16 protein-coding genes are annotated in these 14,964 nt (G+C 73.1%); 9 read left to right on the top strand and 7 right to left on the bottom strand.

Translation table 11 applies throughout. From position 1 onward, the window contains the following. Nucleotides 1-32 precede the first annotated feature (32 nt). The gene (locus tag ACFUPX_RS14645) at nucleotides 33-590 is read left to right on the top strand and encodes a YbaK/EbsC family protein (protein WP_383320902.1); all 558 of its coding nucleotides are present in this window, start codon (nucleotides 33-35) and stop codon (nucleotides 588-590) included. A 23-nt stretch (nucleotides 591-613) separates the two neighbouring features. Here the strand turns inward: ACFUPX_RS14645 and ACFUPX_RS14650 are convergent, their stop codons facing one another. The 3 genes from ACFUPX_RS14650 to ACFUPX_RS14660 form a co-directional block, all read right to left on the bottom strand. Next, nucleotides 614-1,831 (bottom strand): CaiB/BaiF CoA transferase family protein, encoded by a 1,218-nt coding sequence (locus ACFUPX_RS14650; RefSeq protein WP_383320904.1) that lies wholly within the window; start codon nucleotides 1,829-1,831, stop codon nucleotides 614-616. An 80-nt stretch (nucleotides 1,832-1,911) separates the two neighbouring features. Next, nucleotides 1,912-3,450 carry a sensor histidine kinase gene (locus tag ACFUPX_RS14655; protein WP_383320906.1) on the bottom strand — a complete coding sequence of 513 codons (1,539 nt, stop codon included), beginning with the start codon at nucleotides 3,448-3,450 and terminating at the stop codon, nucleotides 1,912-1,914. 106 nt (nucleotides 3,451-3,556) lie between these two features. Beyond that, nucleotides 3,557-4,213 carry a response regulator gene (locus tag ACFUPX_RS14660; RefSeq protein ID WP_383320908.1) on the bottom strand — a complete coding sequence of 219 codons (657 nt, stop codon included), beginning with the start codon at nucleotides 4,211-4,213 and terminating at the stop codon, nucleotides 3,557-3,559. Here ACFUPX_RS14660 and ACFUPX_RS14665 point away from each other — a divergent pair. From ACFUPX_RS14665 to ACFUPX_RS14675, 3 genes are all read left to right on the top strand, one after another. Further along, nucleotides 4,212-4,526, top strand: a complete 315-nt coding sequence (locus ACFUPX_RS14665) for a hypothetical protein (RefSeq protein ID WP_383320910.1) — start codon at nucleotides 4,212-4,214, stop codon at nucleotides 4,524-4,526. The genes ACFUPX_RS14660 and ACFUPX_RS14665 overlap by 2 nt on opposite strands. A gap of 89 nt (nucleotides 4,527-4,615) precedes the next feature. Next, nucleotides 4,616-5,377 (top strand): GNAT family N-acetyltransferase, encoded by a 762-nt coding sequence (locus tag ACFUPX_RS14670; protein ID WP_383320912.1) that lies wholly within the window; start codon nucleotides 4,616-4,618, stop codon nucleotides 5,375-5,377. Then, nucleotides 5,374-6,195, top strand: coding sequence for a lysophospholipid acyltransferase family protein (locus tag ACFUPX_RS14675; protein WP_383320914.1), 822 nt, complete (start codon nucleotides 5,374-5,376; stop codon nucleotides 6,193-6,195). The genes ACFUPX_RS14670 and ACFUPX_RS14675 overlap by 4 nt, the downstream gene beginning before the upstream one ends. On the opposite strand, the gene ACFUPX_RS14680 is transcribed toward ACFUPX_RS14675, so the two are convergent. Continuing rightward, nucleotides 6,186-7,160: an erythromycin esterase family protein gene (locus ACFUPX_RS14680; protein WP_383320916.1), complete on the bottom strand. Its 975-nt coding sequence runs from the start codon at nucleotides 7,158-7,160 to the stop codon at nucleotides 6,186-6,188. The two genes, ACFUPX_RS14675 and ACFUPX_RS14680, sit on opposite strands and share 10 nt — an antisense overlap. A gap of 163 nt (nucleotides 7,161-7,323) precedes the next feature. Between ACFUPX_RS14680 and ACFUPX_RS14685 the strand changes: the two genes are divergently transcribed. Both ACFUPX_RS14685 and ACFUPX_RS14690 read left to right on the top strand, forming a co-directional pair. Then, a complete protein-coding gene (locus ACFUPX_RS14685; RefSeq protein ID WP_383320918.1) occupies nucleotides 7,324-8,112 on the top strand; it encodes a hypothetical protein in 789 nt (262 codons plus the stop codon). Between the two features lie 205 nt (nucleotides 8,113-8,317). Further along, on the top strand, nucleotides 8,318-8,911 hold the full coding sequence (locus ACFUPX_RS14690; protein ID WP_383320919.1) for a sigma-70 family RNA polymerase sigma factor: 594 nt from the start codon (nucleotides 8,318-8,320) through the stop codon (nucleotides 8,909-8,911). 71 nt (nucleotides 8,912-8,982) lie between these two features. Here ACFUPX_RS14690 and ACFUPX_RS14695 read toward each other — a convergent pair whose 3' ends face one another. After that, nucleotides 8,983-10,779: a BTAD domain-containing putative transcriptional regulator gene (locus ACFUPX_RS14695; RefSeq protein WP_383320921.1), complete on the bottom strand. Its 1,797-nt coding sequence runs from the start codon at nucleotides 10,777-10,779 to the stop codon at nucleotides 8,983-8,985. A 226-nt stretch (nucleotides 10,780-11,005) separates the two neighbouring features. Between ACFUPX_RS14695 and ACFUPX_RS14700 the strand changes: the two genes are divergently transcribed. Further along, entirely contained in the window at nucleotides 11,006-11,593 is a 588-nt protein-coding gene (locus tag ACFUPX_RS14700; protein ID WP_383320923.1) for a hypothetical protein, read from the top strand. An 84-nt stretch (nucleotides 11,594-11,677) separates the two neighbouring features. Here the strand turns inward: ACFUPX_RS14700 and ACFUPX_RS14705 are convergent, their stop codons facing one another. Continuing rightward, entirely contained in the window at nucleotides 11,678-12,529 is an 852-nt protein-coding gene (locus ACFUPX_RS14705) for a MarR family transcriptional regulator (protein ID WP_383320924.1), read from the bottom strand. 202 nt (nucleotides 12,530-12,731) lie between these two features. Here ACFUPX_RS14705 and ACFUPX_RS14710 point away from each other — a divergent pair, with 202 nt between their 5' ends. Both ACFUPX_RS14710 and ACFUPX_RS14715 read left to right on the top strand, forming a co-directional pair. Continuing rightward, nucleotides 12,732-13,607 carry an ABC transporter ATP-binding protein gene (locus tag ACFUPX_RS14710; protein ID WP_383321073.1) on the top strand — a complete coding sequence of 292 codons (876 nt, stop codon included), beginning with the start codon at nucleotides 12,732-12,734 and terminating at the stop codon, nucleotides 13,605-13,607. A gap of 59 nt (nucleotides 13,608-13,666) precedes the next feature. After that, nucleotides 13,667-14,500: an ABC transporter permease gene (locus ACFUPX_RS14715; protein ID WP_383320926.1), complete on the top strand. Its 834-nt coding sequence runs from the start codon at nucleotides 13,667-13,669 to the stop codon at nucleotides 14,498-14,500. A 27-nt stretch (nucleotides 14,501-14,527) separates the two neighbouring features. Here ACFUPX_RS14715 and ACFUPX_RS14720 read toward each other — a convergent pair whose 3' ends face one another. Next, on the bottom strand, nucleotides 14,528-14,935 hold the full coding sequence (locus ACFUPX_RS14720) for a CoA-binding protein (RefSeq protein ID WP_383320927.1): 408 nt from the start codon (nucleotides 14,933-14,935) through the stop codon (nucleotides 14,528-14,530). Nucleotides 14,936-14,964 lie beyond the last annotated feature (29 nt).

Genomic DNA, 14,964 nt, shown 5'->3' on the forward strand with positions numbered 1-14,964 from the left:
GCCGTGGGGAAGTGGCCTGTTAGCGTGCGGCCATGCGTGCACCCATAGGAGATTTCGACGACGTCCGAACCGCGCCCGAGGCCCTCGACCTCCTGGTCGCGCCCGTCGCCGACGCCGTGCGCGGCTGGAGCGGGGCCGTCCCCGCCGAGCAGCTCGTGCACGTCGACACCGACCCGCAGTGGGCCGACACCGCCACCTTCGTGGAGCACTACGGCCAGGACCTCCTGGAGCAGTCCGCGAACTGCGTCGTCGTCGCGGGCAAGCGCGGCGGCGAGACCTCGCTCGCCGCGTGCCTGGTCCTCTCCACGACCCGCGTCGACGTGAACGGCGTCGTGCGCCGCCAACTCGGCGCGCGCAAAGCCTCGTTCGCGCCGATGGACACGGCGACCGGCGAGACCGGCATGGAGTACGGCGGCATCACCCCCATCGGCCTGCCCGCTTCCTGGCCGCTGCTCGTGGACGCCGCCGTGGTCGACCTGCCGTACGTCCTGATCGGCAGCGGCCGCCGCAGGGGCAAGCTCATCGTGCCGGGCAAGGCGTTCGCGGGGCTGCCCAACGCGGTGGTGCTCGAAGGGCTTGGCGTCGCCTGACCCGGGCGGTGCTCACCCGCCGCTCACCCGCAGACCCCCGACGCACACAGCCGGGTGATGTCGTCCGGGCCGCGCCCCAGCTCCGCGAGGATCCGCTCGGTGTGCTCGCCCGCGGCCGGTACGGGATCCATGCGCGGGGGCACGCCGCTCAGGTTCGCGGGCGGCACCAGCGCCTTCACGGGTGACGAGCTGCCCGGAATCGCGACGTCCCGCCAGCGGTCGCGCTCGGTGAGTGCGGGGTGGTCGAGGAACTCGGTGACCGAATTGACGCCCGCGTTGGCGATGTTGGCGCGGTCGAGCAGTTCCATCGCCTCCTCGCTGCCGAGTTCGGCGAAGCGTACGGAGATGATCGCGTCGAGTTCGTCGCGGTGCGCGACACGGTCGGAGCCGGTGGCGAACCGCGGGTCGGCGGTCAGCTCGGGCCGCCCGACGACCTGCTCGCACAGGGCCGCCCACTCGCGCTCGTTCTGCACGGACAGCAGGACGTCCTTGCCGTCGGACGCGGTAAACGGGCCGTAGGGCGCGACCGTCGCGTGCCGGGCGCCGACGCGCGGCGGCTGGGTGCCGCCGTAACGCGTGTAGTAGGCGGGCTGGCTCATCCACTCGCCGAGGGCGTCGAAGAGGGAGACCTCGACGGCCGGTGCGCGGCCCGTGGTCGCCCGGGTGAAGAGCGAGGAGAGGATGCCGCTGTAGGCGTACATGCCGCCCGCGATGTCCGCGACCGAGATGCCCGCGCGCACCGCCTCGTCCGGCGTGCCGGTCAGCGAGAGCAGCCCGGTCTGACACTGCACGAGCAGGTCGTACGCCTTGCGGTCCGCCCAGGTGCCGCTGGTGCCGTAGCCGCTGATCGTGCAGGGGATCAACGAGGGGTAACGGGCCTGGAGTTCGTCGGCGCCGAGACCCAGACGGTCGGCGGCGCCGGGGGCGAGGTTCTGCACGAACACGTCGGCGCCCGCGAGGAGTTCATGGAGGATCTCCGCGCCCTCCTCGGACTTGAGGTCCAGGGTGAGGGACTCCTTGGAGCGGTTGAGCCAGACGAAGTAGCTGGCCTGGCCGTGCACCGTGGTGTCGTAGCGGCGGGCGAAGTCACCGCCGCCGGGGCGCTCGACCTTGATCACGCGGGCGCCGAGGTCGGCCAGCTGACGGGTGGCGAAGGGAGCGGCGACGGCCTGCTCCAGGCTGACCACGGTGATGCCCTCCAGGGGGAGATGACCTGCCGGTGCGTGGTGCGTCGTCGCCATGACTGCCTTTCGTTCGCGGGTCCTGCCTGGGCCGTCTGCTCGGTCACACCTGAGTCTGCACGGTCACCCAGGACGCCCCGTCACTCGCCGTGACCCACGACCGACTTGGACACGAGCCGCCCGTCGGCGAAGCAGAGGCGGTAGCCGTCGGACGACATGAAGCGCGTGCTGTAGTACGTGCACTCCTGGCCGCGCGGCGTCGCCGGTGTGCCGTCCGGAGGCCCGTCCCTGGTGAACCGCGGCAGCCGGGATTCCACCTCGCCGCGCGGCTCCCCGGTCCTCAGGCCGTCGTACACGTCCCGGTCGAGGACCGACCAGACCGAGCTGATCAGGCTGAGGGGGATCATGAGCAGCAGGATCCCGGCGAGGACCGCGAGGGGTGCGAGGACCGCCTGCACGAGCCGCCGCCTGATCTGCCGCCCGGCCAGTTCCCGTGCACGGGCGGAGGTGGTCGGCCGTGGCGTGCCGACGGCGCGCGGCGCGGCTCCCGACGCGGGCAGTTCGGCGTTCACCGCGAAGCCGCCGTCCTCCGTGGGGTCCGCGCGCAGCGTGCCGCCCGCCAGGCGCACCCGCTCGTCGAGGCCGACGAGGCCGCTGCCGCCCGAAGCTACGCCGGGCAGACGCCCGGCCCGTGCGGGATCGTTCGCGACCGTCAGGCGCAGCGTGTCGCCCTCGCGTGCGAGGCGGACCCGGACCGCCGTGCCGGGGGCGTGCTTGGCGGCGTTCGTCAGGGACTCCTGGAGTACGCGGTGGACGGCGAGAGCGACCATCGGCGGCAGGTTCTCCGTACGGCCCGCCCGTTCGAGCGTGACCTCGACCCCGGAGGCCCGCGCGCGCTCGACCACGGCCTCCGCGCTCTCCTCCGCCGGCGCACGCGGCGGTGCTTCGTCGTCGGCCCGCAGCACGCCGATGATCTCCCGCAGCCGTTCGGTGGCCGCGCCCGCCGCCTCGCGCAGTTCGCCGACGGCAGCCTGCTGGCGGGCGTCGAGGGTGGGATCGACCTCAAGGACGCCTGCCTGGACCGCGATGAGCGTCAGGTCGTGACCGAGCGAGTCGTGCATGTCGCCCGCGATCCTGGCCCGTTCGCGGATGCGGGTGCGGTCCGCGACGGCCTGCTGCTCGTGTTCCATCCGCTCGGCGAGCCGCCATCCCGTGGCCATGAGGTCGGCGTACTGGCGGCGGTAGCGGCCGAGCAGCCAGGGCAGCACCACGCCGACGAGCAGCGTCAGGAGCATCGTCGGCCAGCCCCACAGATCGCTCGACACGGCCGTGCACAGCACGAGCCCGGCCACGGCGACCGCCCCGAAGAACCACAGCGCGGGGCGCACCGCGGCGCCGCGGCTGCCGGCGAGGTACCCGAGGAGGGCCAACGCGGCCCAGTACGCGGGCGTCAGCATCTTCGGGTCCGTCAGGAGGCTCAGCGCGACGGGCACGGCGAGCGCCACGAGCGGCCACCGCCTGCTGACCGCGACGGCGCCCCCGAGCAGCGGAACGCCCACGGCCGCCACGACCGCGTCAGGTCCGTCGGATCCGATGGCGGCGGAGACCGGCGGTGCGCACACCACGAGCCACAGCCCGATGTCGAAGAGCCGGGGAAGCCAGCCGTGTCTGACGCGCATCCGCCAAGGATCGCCGATCACCCCCGGCCGGCGCCCCCGACGAAAGTAGGGGATCTCCCCGAGCGTCCCCGCACGCCGCCGCGCGTCCCAGGGCACCCCGGAGCGCTCACTCCTCGCCGACGAGCCCCGCCTCGTACGCCAGGATCGCGGCCTGCACGCGGTTCTTGAAGCCGAGACGGGCCAGCACCTGGCTGACGTACGCCTTCACCGTGCCCTCGACGACGTGCAGCCGTCCGGCGATCTCCGCGTTCGACAGACCCGCCCCGACCAGCGCCAGCACCTCGCGCTCGCGCGCCGTCAGCTCCTCGATGCGGGCCCGCGCGGTGGTCTGCCTGCCGAGCTGACCTGCGCCGAGGTGGGAGATGACCCGCCGGGCGATCGAAGGGGAGAGGTACGCGCCGCCGTCGGCGACGGCCTGGACCCCGGCTATCAGCTCGCGCGGGTTGCCGGACTTCAGGAGGAAACCGTCGGCGCCCGAGCCGAGCGCGCCGGCGATGTACTCGTCCTCGGAGAACGTGGTGAGCATCGCCACCGCCGTTTTGGGCGCGACCTTGTGCAGTTCGGCCGCCGCCTGGAGGCCGTCGAGCCGGGGCATCCGGATGTCGAGGAGGCAGACGTCCGGGCGGTGCCTGAGGGTGAGTTCGACCGCCTCGCGCCCGTCGGCCGCCTCGGCGACCACCTCGATGTCCTCGGCCGTGCCCAGGATCGCCCGCACCCCGGCCCGGATCATCGCCTCGTCGTCGGCAAGCAGCACTCGGATCATGCGGGCACGCTACCCGGCAGCCGTCGGCACCGAGAGGGAGTTGGGCGCGATGCTCATGCTGCGCAGGCTCGGATTCGTGGCGGGTGCGGCGGCCCTGGAGGAGTCGACGATCGATCTCACCCAGGTGGTGGGTCAGGTGTTTGCCGTCGCCGTTCATCTGATGCTCATGAGTGTCCTGACCGTCGGCCTCGCGGCCATCGTGCGCAGTTCAGCCGGGACCATCACCGTGCTGTTCGTGCTGCTGCTCCTGGCGGCCTGGACGGCTGCCTCCCTGACCCTGGCCACCGTGATCCTCGGGCGCCGCGACGCCTGAGCCACTCTGCTCCCTCCCTCTCCCCTCTCCCCTCTCCCTCTCCTTCGTCGTCGACGTCCCCACCTCCCCGAACGGAGACCGGAACTGTCATGCCCTCGACATCCCCCTCGGCATCCACCGCATCCGTCGTATCCAGCTCGTACGTCACCTCCATCGCCGACTCCGAGGAGCAGATCCGGGCCGCGCAGCGCCTGCGCCACCGCGTCTTCGGCGAGGAGTTGGGTGCCACGCTCCACACCTCCCTGCCCGGCCACGACATCGACCCCTACGACGACCTCGTGGACCACCTGATCGTCACCGACACCGCCACCGGCGAGGTCGTCGGCACCTACCGTCTGCTGCCTCCCGGGCGGACCGAGCGGTCCTACTCCGACAGCGAGTTCGACCTGCGCGCGCTGGCCGGGCTGCGGTCCTCCACGATCGAGGCGGGCCGCTCCTGCGTGCACCCGGACCACCGCTCCGGCGCGGTGATCAACCTGATGTGGTCGGCGCTCGCCCGCTACGTCCTGCTCTCCGGACACCGCTATCTGGCGGGCTGCGCCTCGGTCCCGCTCTCCGACGGCGGCAAGGCGGCCTCCAGCGCCTGGCTGCTCGGCACGTCCAAGCACGCCTCGCCGCCCGAGCTGCGGGTCCAGCCCAGGCGCCCGTGGGTGCCCACCATGCCGACGGTGGACCGGCCGACCTATGCCGATCTGCCGCCGCTCCTGAGGGGCTACCTCCGCCTCGGCGCGTGGATGTGCGGGGCGCCCGCGCACGACCCCGAGTTCGACGTCGCGGACTTCTTCGTCCTCCTCGACATGGACCGGCTCGGCGACCGCTACCGCCGCTACTTCCTCGGCGAGACGCGATGAGCCCCGCCGGAGACCGGGCCGCGCCGTGCACCCCGGCCTGCGTCACGGGCTCGGCGTCGCGGGTGCCGCCCGCCGAACTGGCCCGGCGGTACGCCGCGTTGTCGTACGAGATCGGCCTCGGCGTGGCGCAGGGCGAACGGCTCGCCGAGCCCCACGCGCTGCGGGCGCGGGCCCGGGGGATCCTGGGCGCGCTCGGTGTCCGCCTTGAGGAGGAGCCAAAGACGCTGACGGTGCGAACGGTGAACGGGACTCCTCCCGAGTCCCGCCGGACCCGTCCCGGCACCCTCATCGTCGCCAATCACATCTCCTGGCTCGACGTCGTCAGCCTGCTCGCCGTCGAGCCCGTGACGGTTCTCGCCAAGAGGGAGGTGGGCCAGTGGCCGGTCGTCGGCACACTCGCCCGGCGGGCCGGGTCCCAGTTCATCGACCGCGACGGGCTGCGCCAACTGCCCACCACCGTCGCCGATGTGGCGTCGGCCCTGAGGTCGGGCCGCTCCGTTCTCGTCTTCCCGCAGGCGACGACCTGGTGCTCCGTGCCCGGCGGCCGGTTCCGCCGGGCCACCTTCCAGGCGGCGGCCGACGCGGGCGCGCCCGTGCGGCCTGTGACCATCCGCTACTACCAGCACGGCACCCGCAGCACCACGGCCGCCTTCCTCGGCGACGAGAGCTTCGGGGCCTCGCTGCACCGGGTCGCCCGCGCCCGGGGGCTGGCCGTGCGGGTCACCGCGCATGCGCCGCTGCTCGGCTCGGACCGCCGGGAGTTGGCCGCCGAGGCCCAAGCGGTCATCGGCGCCCATGAGATGCCCGCTCATGTCTGAACCCGTCGGCCGGGTCGGCCGTGGAGCGGCCTGGCCGGTGTCACCTCGCGGACATGCACCACGGCGTCGAACCACTCCGTGAGGGAGCCGCCGGACAGGTGGTGGTCGGCGTCCTCGCGCGCGTCGTAGAAGGGGCCGACGACGCGGGTCGTCGCCGGGGCGCCGAACCAGGCGTCGACGTCCGCGGGGCGTGGCGCGCGCAGGTCGAGGAAGTACGCGGGCAGGTCCGCCGCGCCGAGGGCCGCTTCGGAGAACCCGGCGGGCGGGACGGGGTGGTCGGCGCCGTGGTGGAACGTCAGCCCGATGGACGCGTAGCCGTCGCCGAAGTGCTCGCGCAGGTGGCCGCCCGCGTTGCGGTGGGTCTCGGGCTCCGGGGACGACACCGTCCGGGGGTCGCCGACGGCCGTGTGGACGAGGCCGCCCCAGTAGACGGTCTTGTGGCGGGTGTTCTCATGCCACCGGATCGCGTCGTCGGCCAGGCGCCGCTCGATCTCCGCCAGGCCGGCGCCGGGCGGCGGCGCCTGTGAGGAGAGGGCGGCCAGGTGGACGGGGTCGTGCGGATCGCGTTCGTTGTGGGCGCGCATCCAGCGCAGTACGCCGAGGATCTCCCCGGTCCGCCAGAAGGAACGGGCCTCGGAGAGCAGGGCTTCCGGATCGCCCGCCCCGGTCAGGACGTACGCGTCGAGACCGAGCCGGACCGGATCGTCCCCTTCGAGGAGAAGCGACCGGAATCCCTGCTCCTCGACCAGGAGCCGCAGGATCCGATGCTGGACGGCGGACAGCTCATGCGTGGCACGGGACCCCACGCCGAGCGCGACGATCTCGGCACCCGCCACCGCCTCGGCCAGCGGGCGCAGATCGTCCGACTCGGCACGCGTGTCGAAGGAGTTGATGGGGTCGGCGTGCCGGGTCAGCCAGTCGACTGCGGCCTCGGTGGTGGCGGTTGCTCCCGATGTCCTGTTCATGGCGTCAGCCTCGTACCTGAAGCTTGGTTCAGGTCAAGCGTCGGGTGCGGGACAGCCGCATGTGTGACGGGAGAGCGGCCTTCGGGCCGTGAGTGAGCAGGGTGGGTCTATTTCGCGTACCAGTCCGTGAAACGGGTGACGCGAGTGCAAGGATGGCCCCGCCATGACTGCTGGGTGGTGTTCTCGAGCGGGACGGGCCGCGGTGTTCACCGCCGCCTGTGTACTGCTCGCTGCCCTGGGGCACGTGCTCATGTCGGGCGCCTCGGTGCCCCCGTGGACGCTGGGGGCGGGAGCCTTCGGCGTCGGCTGCACGGCGTGGGTGCTCGCCGGGCGCGAGCGGGGACTGCCGCTGGTCGTCTCCGTGACGGTGGCCGCGCAGGCCGCGCTGCACTCCGGGTTCTCCCTGGCGCAGGCCGCCGCGCAGCCCGCGGGTGGAGTCTCGCTCGTGCGGCGCTGGATTCAGCACATGCTCTGCGCGGCGCCGATGGGCGCCGAATCCATGGGCAGGCGGCAGGGTTCGGCCATGTCCGCGCCGACGCCCGCGTCGGGATCGGCGTCAGGACCGGCGTCAGGAATCGCGTCGGGGGCGATGCCCATGCCCGCCGCGCCCGCCACCCCGTCGGCGGGGTCCTCCATGGAGCACATGGATCACATGGGCGGCGGTCACGACATGAGCGGCATGTCGCCCACCGGCATGCTCGCCGCCCACCTTCTCGCCGCGCTCCTCTGCGGCCTCTGGCTCGCGCACGGCGAACGCGCGGCCTTCCGTATCGCGCGCGCCTTCGCCGGGTGGCTCGTCGCCCCGCTGCGGGTGCCTCTCGCGCTGCCCGCGCCCGCCCACCGTCCCCGCATCCGGCGCCAACGCCACCGGGCGGCGGGCAGGCCGCGGCAGTTGCTCCTCGTGCACGCCATCACTTCTCGGGGTCCGCCCGCTGGGACCGCTGTCGCCTGACAGCTGGTTCCCCGACGCCGTTCCCGTGCGCTTCGTCGCGCGGCCCCGCGGCTCGGGCATCGGCCGTACGCACTCTCGCGCACGGCCGTACCCCCCTCACCGGACCCGCCGTACGCACGGACGCACCGCATGGCGGAGCGCTCAGTGCGCATCGCGCGAACCGCGAACCGCGTACCCGGGTCCGGACTCCCGAGAAGGACACCAGGTGATCATTCCTGCCCTGCCCAGCTCACCCGACGAGTCGATAACGGCCTGGGCCCTCGCCGCCCGCGCCGGAGACCCCGAAGCGGTGGAGCACTTCGTACGCGCCCTGCATCGCGACGTCCGCCGGTACGTGACGTACCTCGGCGGTGATCCGCAGGCCGCCGACGACCTGACGCAGGACACGTTCCTGCGGGCCCTCGGCAGCCTGCACCGCTTCGAAGGGCGCTCGTCCGCCCGTACGTGGCTGCTGTCCATCGCCCGGCGCGCGGTGATCGACAGCTTGCGGCACGCCGCGGCCCGGCCCCGTCTCTGCGACACGGACGACTGGCAGTCCGCCGCGGAGCGGGCCCAGCCGAGGGGTCTGCCGGGCTTCGACGACGGGGTGGTCCTCGCCGACCTCCTCGCGACGCTGCCGGACGAGCGCCGTGAGGCCTTCGTCCTGACCCAGCTGCTCGGTCTGCCCTACGCGGAGGCCGCGCTGCTCACCGGCTGCCCGGTGGGCACGGTCCGCTCGCGGGTGGCGCGGGCCCGCATCTCCCTGATGGAGCGGCTGCGGGACGCCGAGCGCCCCGCGCTGGTGGGCGCCGCGGCCTGACGCGCCAAGCGGCCGCCCGGTGGTGACGCCGGGCGGCCGTCGGTCCGTCAACCCGTCAACCCGTCAACCCGTCAACCCGTCGGTCCGTCGGTCCGTCGGTCGGTCCGGGCGGCAAGCTCCGCGCGCGCCGCCCGCACCTCGTCCACGGCCTGTTGGTGCCCGCCGTCGGCGGCGCAGCGCTCGGCCCGGTCGAGGAGAGCGTGGGCGCGGTCCGGGGCGGCGGCCGTCCGCACCCGGGCCAGTGCCGTGAGCGCGAAGGCGAGGACCGTGCCGCCGAACGGCTCGGCGAGCGCGACGGCCGCGCCCGCCAGTTGCTCCGCCTCGTCCACCTCGCCGAGCAGCAGATGGATCTCGGCGAGGTTCGCGCGCTCGAACGCGGTGGCCGTGGGCCGCCCGGCCTGCTCGGCCAGGGTGAGGGCGCGCCGCCCGTGGTCCAGCGCCTTGCGATGCTGACCCGCGCGGCGCGCGTTCTCGCGCAGGACGGACAGGACCGTGGCGAGGAGGGCGGGATCTCCGGACTCCTCGGCCGGAGCGAGCGCCTGTTCGGCGGGCGCGATGGCGTCCTCGTGGTGTCCCAACAGGCCGTGACAGATGGCCTGTTGGGCGAGGCATCGCGCGAGGAGCGTGGCGGCGCCCCCGTCCGGCCCGAGGTCCACCTGAGCGGCGCGAGCCGTCGCGAGCCCGGCCTCGTACCGCCCCTCGTGGAAGAGGATCATCGACTCCGCCATGCGGTGCGCCGCCCGCACGTCCGCGGCGGCTTCCGGGCCCGGCGGGTGTGCGTCGAGGAGGGTACGGGCCTCTCGCGGTGTCGCGGTGTGGGCAAGGATTTCCGCGAGGCGGGTGGCCGTCAACGTGCAGGCCGCAGCGCTGCGTTGGAGTTCGTACGCGGCGAGGGCCTCCCGCAGGACCCGGATCGCCTCGGCGTATCGGCCCGAGCGCTCCAGCGTGCGGGCCAGATCCACACGCACCCGGGCCGCGTCCGCCTCGGGCTCCGTCGGCCGGTCGAGCGCCGCGCGGTGGAGCCGCACCGTCTCGGGGCCCGGACGCGCTCCCGGGTCGGCGGCGTCGAGGGCCGCCGCGCACCGCTCGTACTGCTGGATCGCGGCGCGGCGCATGCCCTGCCGCAGCCAGGCCCTGATCAGCACGCGGTGGGCCCGTTCGTCGGCGGGGGCGGACTCCAGGAGGAGGCGCGCGGTCGCGCAGGCCTCCGGTGCGTCGCCCGCCGCGAGCTGCGCTTCCGCGAGGGCGAGCGCGACCCGGCCGCGCAGTTCGGTGAGGCGGGTGCGGTGCGGTTCGGCCCAGGGGGCGTAGCGGTCCTCGGGCAGCAGCTCTCCGGTGAACGTGGCCAGAGCGGCGGCCAGTTGGAGAGCTTCCCCGCCGGACAGCGCGCTCTCGGCCAGGGACTCCGCGTGGTCCGTGTCGACCTGGACCGAGCCCGGGGCCAGGCGCAGCAGGGCCCCGTCGGTCACCAGGTACGAGGATGCCGACCGGGGGGTCAGTTCGGGCTCGAGGGCGTGCCGGGCCGCGTGTACCGCCACCCGCAAGTTCCGCTGGGCGGACGGGAGTTCGGCGTGCGGCCAGCATGCCGCCATGATGTGCTCGCGGTGCAGCTGGTGTCCGGGGGCAAGGGCGAGCAGCTTCACCAGCGTCCGGGCGCCGGGACGCGGCCACCGCTCGGCGGGCTGCACCCCGTCGGTCCGCTCCGCCGCGAAGCCGCCGAGCAGCCGGACGCGGAGCACGGGGGGAGAGGTGCCGGGGCTCCCCTGAGGGTCGTACGCGTGTGCCGTGCCGCCCGTTCCGACCGTGCCGACCGTGCCGTCTGTTCCGACCGTGCCGCCCGTTCCGATCGTCCCTCTCGTTGCGCCCATGAGGGCAGTCACTCTAACCGCCCGCCTCCACCGGCCTGTTACCGGCGCATTACTGGCCGGATCACGCCCCTCGTCGTGGCATGTCAGACGGGTGCCGCGCCCCCGATCGCGTCGACTTCGCCCAGCCGTCCGCGAGCCCACCAGAACGCGTTGACCTGCGGGGAAAGCCTCCCGAAGATATTGCCGATCACGGCCGCCGTCCCCTGTGTCCCTCTCTGGAGGAATCGTGAAGCGTTCCCAAGCCCTCTGCGTGGGCGTCGCGTTGCTGCTCTCGGGCAGTGCCGTTGCGGCCAACGCCGCCGACAGCCCCGCCGCGCCCGCTGCGGGCCCCGCCGCCAAGCGGGCGTCCGCCGACGCCACTTGGTGCAAGAAGCAGGGCGGCAGTGCGCAGCAGCAGGTCCCGTACTACACCAAGACCGGGACGCAGATCGTCCGGCTCGGCGGCCAACGCGAGATGTGCGTCTTCACCGCCAAGGACGGCACCAAGCTCATGATCGGCGCCGACACCCTCGCCGCCGACAAGCCCACGCTGGCCGCGCTCGCCTACGTCCACAAGCCCGCCGACCCGGGCGGCCACCCCGGCAACCCGTCCCTCGGCTACTGCAAGTCCATCAACGGCACCGCCCTGTACGGCCCGAAGCCGACGGACGGCGGAGGCTGGGCCAAGAAGGGCGAGACCAACCCCTCGAACGTCGTCTCCGCCTGCATGTTCGGCGACGGCTCGGTGATCGACGCCTGGGGACTCAAGTACCACTCGGGCGACGTGATCCGGGGCGCCGACCTGACGAAGAAGTTCCGCGCGGACATTCCGTAGCGGCCCCCGCACGCACGACGTGACGGCCGCCCCGTCCGGGCCGGGGAAGGCACGAGCGTCGTGCGGTCGTGCCCCGGCACAGTGCTAGGCCAGGGCCTTGCGCTGTGCCGGGGTGAGTCGGGCCCGTCCGGCGTGGGCCAAGGCGTCGGTGACCCGGTTCAGGGGCCAGCCCAGTGCCGTGGCCAGGTGGTCCTCCGTCAGTGGGGTGCCCGCGTGCCGTAGTGCGGCCAGGACGGTCAGTGCGTCGTCGACGGTTCGGGTGCCGCCGCTCATGTCGTCGCTGAGGGTCGCGAAGAACTGGCTCATGTGGGCGAGCCGGGATCCCGCGGGCGTCGCCGCGTCCAGGACGTCGACTCCCCGCTGTGCGGTCTGCGCCCACATCGAGTGCTTCTGGGCGCTCGTCGTCCACGCGCGGAGCCAGACGCCGTCGTCGATGACGTACCGCTCGCGGCGGTGTCCCGGTTCGCGCACGCGGCCGATCACCTCGAGGCCCTCCAGATACCCCACGGCCTTGGAGACCGACGCGGGGCTGACCCGCAGGCGCCGCACGAGGTCCGCGGCGGTGAGGCTGCCGGAGTCGTCGGTGATCAGGCGGGCGAGCACCCGCGCGGCCATCCGGGGCACCCCGGTCCTGACCATGAGCGCCGCGAGCTGCTCGGCGAAGTCGTCCACGGCGCCGGGGTCGCGTCCGTACGCGTCGGTGGGCGTGGCCGGTTCGCTGCGCGGGATCCGTCTGCGCCGCCTGGCGCGTCGCCCGGTGGCGAGGTGGGCGTGGTCGACGCGGTACGCCTGGGGCCCGCCGTTGCGGATCACCTCGCGGCTGATGGTCGACGTAGGCCGGCCCAGGCTCCTGGCGATCTCGGTGTACTTCAGTCCTTCGGCGAGGCCCGCGCCGATGGACTGCCGGTCCTCGTGGGTCAGCCTGCCACCCGGCATGCGCGGGGGCCTCCTTGCGTTCATCGGCAAGTTCATTGCAACAGATCCTCGAAATCCCCTACCAGAGAGGCCTTCCTGGTCAGTTATTCATTGATGGCCCGCTGAACGCAACGTAGCTTCGCCGACATCTGGACGGATGAGGCGAGGAGTTGACGTGACGACGACGAGCGAGGACGTCGTGCTCGATGTCGAGGGGCTGCGCATGCGATACGGCGCGGCCGACGTGCTGCGCGACGTGACGTTCCAGGCCCGGCACGGCGAAGTGGTCGCCCTGCTCGGGCCGAACGGGGCGGGCAAGACCACGACCATCGAGATCATGGAAGGCTTCCGGATGCGCTCGGCGGGCCGGGTCCACGTGCTCGGCACGGACCCCGCGCTCGGCACCGAGGCGTGGCGCGCCCGCATCGGGGTCGTCCTGCAGTCCTGGCGCGACCACGGCAAGTGGCGGGTGCGTGAACTGCTCGCGCACCTCGGGACGTACTACGCCCCCTACTCCACCGGCACGATCCGGCGCCCGTGGGACACCGGCGAACTCATGGCGGCGGTCGGCCTGAGCGCGCACGGGGGCAAGAAGATCAAGACGCTGTCCGGCGGACAGCGACGCAGGCTCGACGTGGCGATCGGCATCGTGGGCCGCCCGGAACTCCTCTTCCTGGACGAGCCCACCGCGGGCTTCGACCCCGAGGCCCGCCAGGAGTTCCACGAACTCGTCCACCGCCTCGCCGACGATCACGAGACCACGATCCTGCTGACCACGCACGACCTGCACGAAGCGGGCAAGCTCGCCGACCGCATCATGATCCTGGCCGGGGGACGGATCATCGCGGACGGCTCCGCGGACGACCTGGCACGGCGGATCGCGGGGCAGGACGAGGTGCGCTGGACGTGCGGCGGACGGCACTTCGTGAGGTCGACGACCGAATCGACGGCGTTCGTCCGTGAGTTGCTCCGCGAACACGGCGAGGCGGTGGCCGAACTGGAGGTCCGCCGGGCCTCGTTGGAGGACACCTATCTGGCGCTCGTACGACAGCAGGGCGACTGCGAGGCGCACCGGACGCGGACGGCGGTGACCCTGTGAACGCGACAGGAGATGCGACAGGAGATGCGACGGGGAACGCGCCAGGAAGCGCGACGGGCATGGCGCTGCGCGCGGGCTGGAGCCGTGGCCTGATCGAACTGCGCCAGTCGTTCACCAACGGCGGCGACGTGCTCTCGCACCTGCTGTGGCCGGTGCTGATGCTGACCGTCATGTTCTTCATGCGGGACACGGCGTTCGGCACGAGCGGCATCCTGCTGGGCACCCTCGCCCTGCCGAGCATCCTCGGCATGAACGCCGCGATGGGCATGGTCAGCATGAGCCAGGCGCTCACCGCCGAACGCGAGGACGGCACCCTGCTGCGCGCCAAGGCGACGCCGAACGGAATGCCGGGCTACCTCATCGGCAAGGTCGTCTCCGTGGCGGGCGGCCTGCTCGCCGACCTGGCGATCCTGCTGATCCCCGGGATGCTCGTCGTCGGGGGCCTCGCGATCGGCGGCCCCGGCTCCTGGGCGACGCTGACCTGGGTCCTGCTCCTGGGCATGGTCGCCACCCTGCCCATCGGCGCGGTCCTCGGCTCGGTGTTCACCAGCGCGCGCAGCCAGGGCCTGATCCAGCTGCCGGTCCTCGGCATGATCGCGATCTCCGGCATCTTCTACCCGGTCACCGCGATGCCGGACTGGCTGCAATGGATCGCGCAGGCGTTCCCCGTCTACTGGCTGGGCCTGGGCATGCGCTCGGCCCTGCTGCCGGACAGCGCGGCGGGCATCGAGATCGCCGACTCCTGGCGGCACTGGGAGACGGCCGGGATGCTGGGCGCCTGGGCCGTGCTCGGCCTGCTCGTGGCCCCGGTCGTACTGCGCCGCATGGCACGCGGGGAGTCGGGCTCCAGCGTGGCGGCGCGGCGGGAGAGGGCGCTGCGGCGGGTGGGTTAGACCGGCTGCCGCAGCGCCCCCGGCCGGCTAGCGCAGCATGGGCAGTTCGATCGCCGGGCAGCGGTCCATCACCATCTCCAGGCCCGCGGTCCGCGTCCGCTCGTACGCCTTCTCGTCGACGACGCCCAGCTGGAACCAGACCGCCTGCGCGCCGATCGCGATGGCTTCGTCGGCGGCGTTGCCCGCGAGGGCGCTGTTGAGGAAGACGTCCACGACGTCGATCTTGAAGGGCACGGCGGAGAGGGACGGGTAGCCCTTCTCGCCGTGCACCGTCTCGGCCTTCGGGTGGATCGGGACGACGCGCTTCCCGTAGCGCTGCAGGACGCCCGCCACCCCGTACGCCGCTCGTTCCTCGTTCGTGGACAGGCCCACGACCGCCCAGGTGTCCCCGAGCTCCGTCAGGATCTTGCGCACTGTTGCCGGATCGCCGTACACGTCCCGCTCCTTCTGCCGCCGATGGTCGG

Origin of the sequence: Streptomyces sp. NPDC057302, assembly GCF_042667685.1 — a bacterium.
Lineage (GTDB): Bacteria > Actinomycetota > Actinomycetes > Streptomycetales > Streptomycetaceae > Streptomyces.

Bases quoted from the DNA above. Each gene is read 5' to 3' on its own strand.
- ACFUPX_RS14645 (WP_383320902.1), top strand. From the start codon at position 33: ATGCGTGCACCCATAGGAGATTTCGACGACGTCCGAACCGCGCCCGAG.
- ACFUPX_RS14650 (WP_383320904.1), bottom strand. From the start codon at position 1,831: ATGGCGACGACGCACCACGCACCGGCAGGTCATCTCCCCCTGGAGGGC.
- ACFUPX_RS14655 (WP_383320906.1), bottom strand. From the start codon at position 3,450: ATGCGCGTCAGACACGGCTGGCTTCCCCGGCTCTTCGACATCGGGCTG.
- ACFUPX_RS14665 (WP_383320910.1), top strand. From the start codon at position 4,212: ATGCGGGCACGCTACCCGGCAGCCGTCGGCACCGAGAGGGAGTTGGGC.
- ACFUPX_RS14660 (WP_383320908.1), bottom strand. From the start codon at position 4,213: ATGATCCGAGTGCTGCTTGCCGACGACGAGGCGATGATCCGGGCCGGG.
- ACFUPX_RS14670 (WP_383320912.1), top strand. From the start codon at position 4,616: ATGCCCTCGACATCCCCCTCGGCATCCACCGCATCCGTCGTATCCAGC.
- ACFUPX_RS14675 (WP_383320914.1), top strand. From the start codon at position 5,374: ATGAGCCCCGCCGGAGACCGGGCCGCGCCGTGCACCCCGGCCTGCGTC.
- ACFUPX_RS14680 (WP_383320916.1), bottom strand. From the start codon at position 7,160: ATGAACAGGACATCGGGAGCAACCGCCACCACCGAGGCCGCAGTCGAC.
- ACFUPX_RS14685 (WP_383320918.1), top strand. From the start codon at position 7,324: ATGACTGCTGGGTGGTGTTCTCGAGCGGGACGGGCCGCGGTGTTCACC.
- ACFUPX_RS14695 (WP_383320921.1), bottom strand. From the start codon at position 10,779: ATGGGCGCAACGAGAGGGACGATCGGAACGGGCGGCACGGTCGGAACA.
- ACFUPX_RS14705 (WP_383320924.1), bottom strand. From the start codon at position 12,529: ATGCCGGGTGGCAGGCTGACCCACGAGGACCGGCAGTCCATCGGCGCG.
- ACFUPX_RS14710 (WP_383321073.1), top strand. From the start codon at position 12,732: ATGCGATACGGCGCGGCCGACGTGCTGCGCGACGTGACGTTCCAGGCC.
- ACFUPX_RS14715 (WP_383320926.1), top strand. From the start codon at position 13,667: ATGGCGCTGCGCGCGGGCTGGAGCCGTGGCCTGATCGAACTGCGCCAG.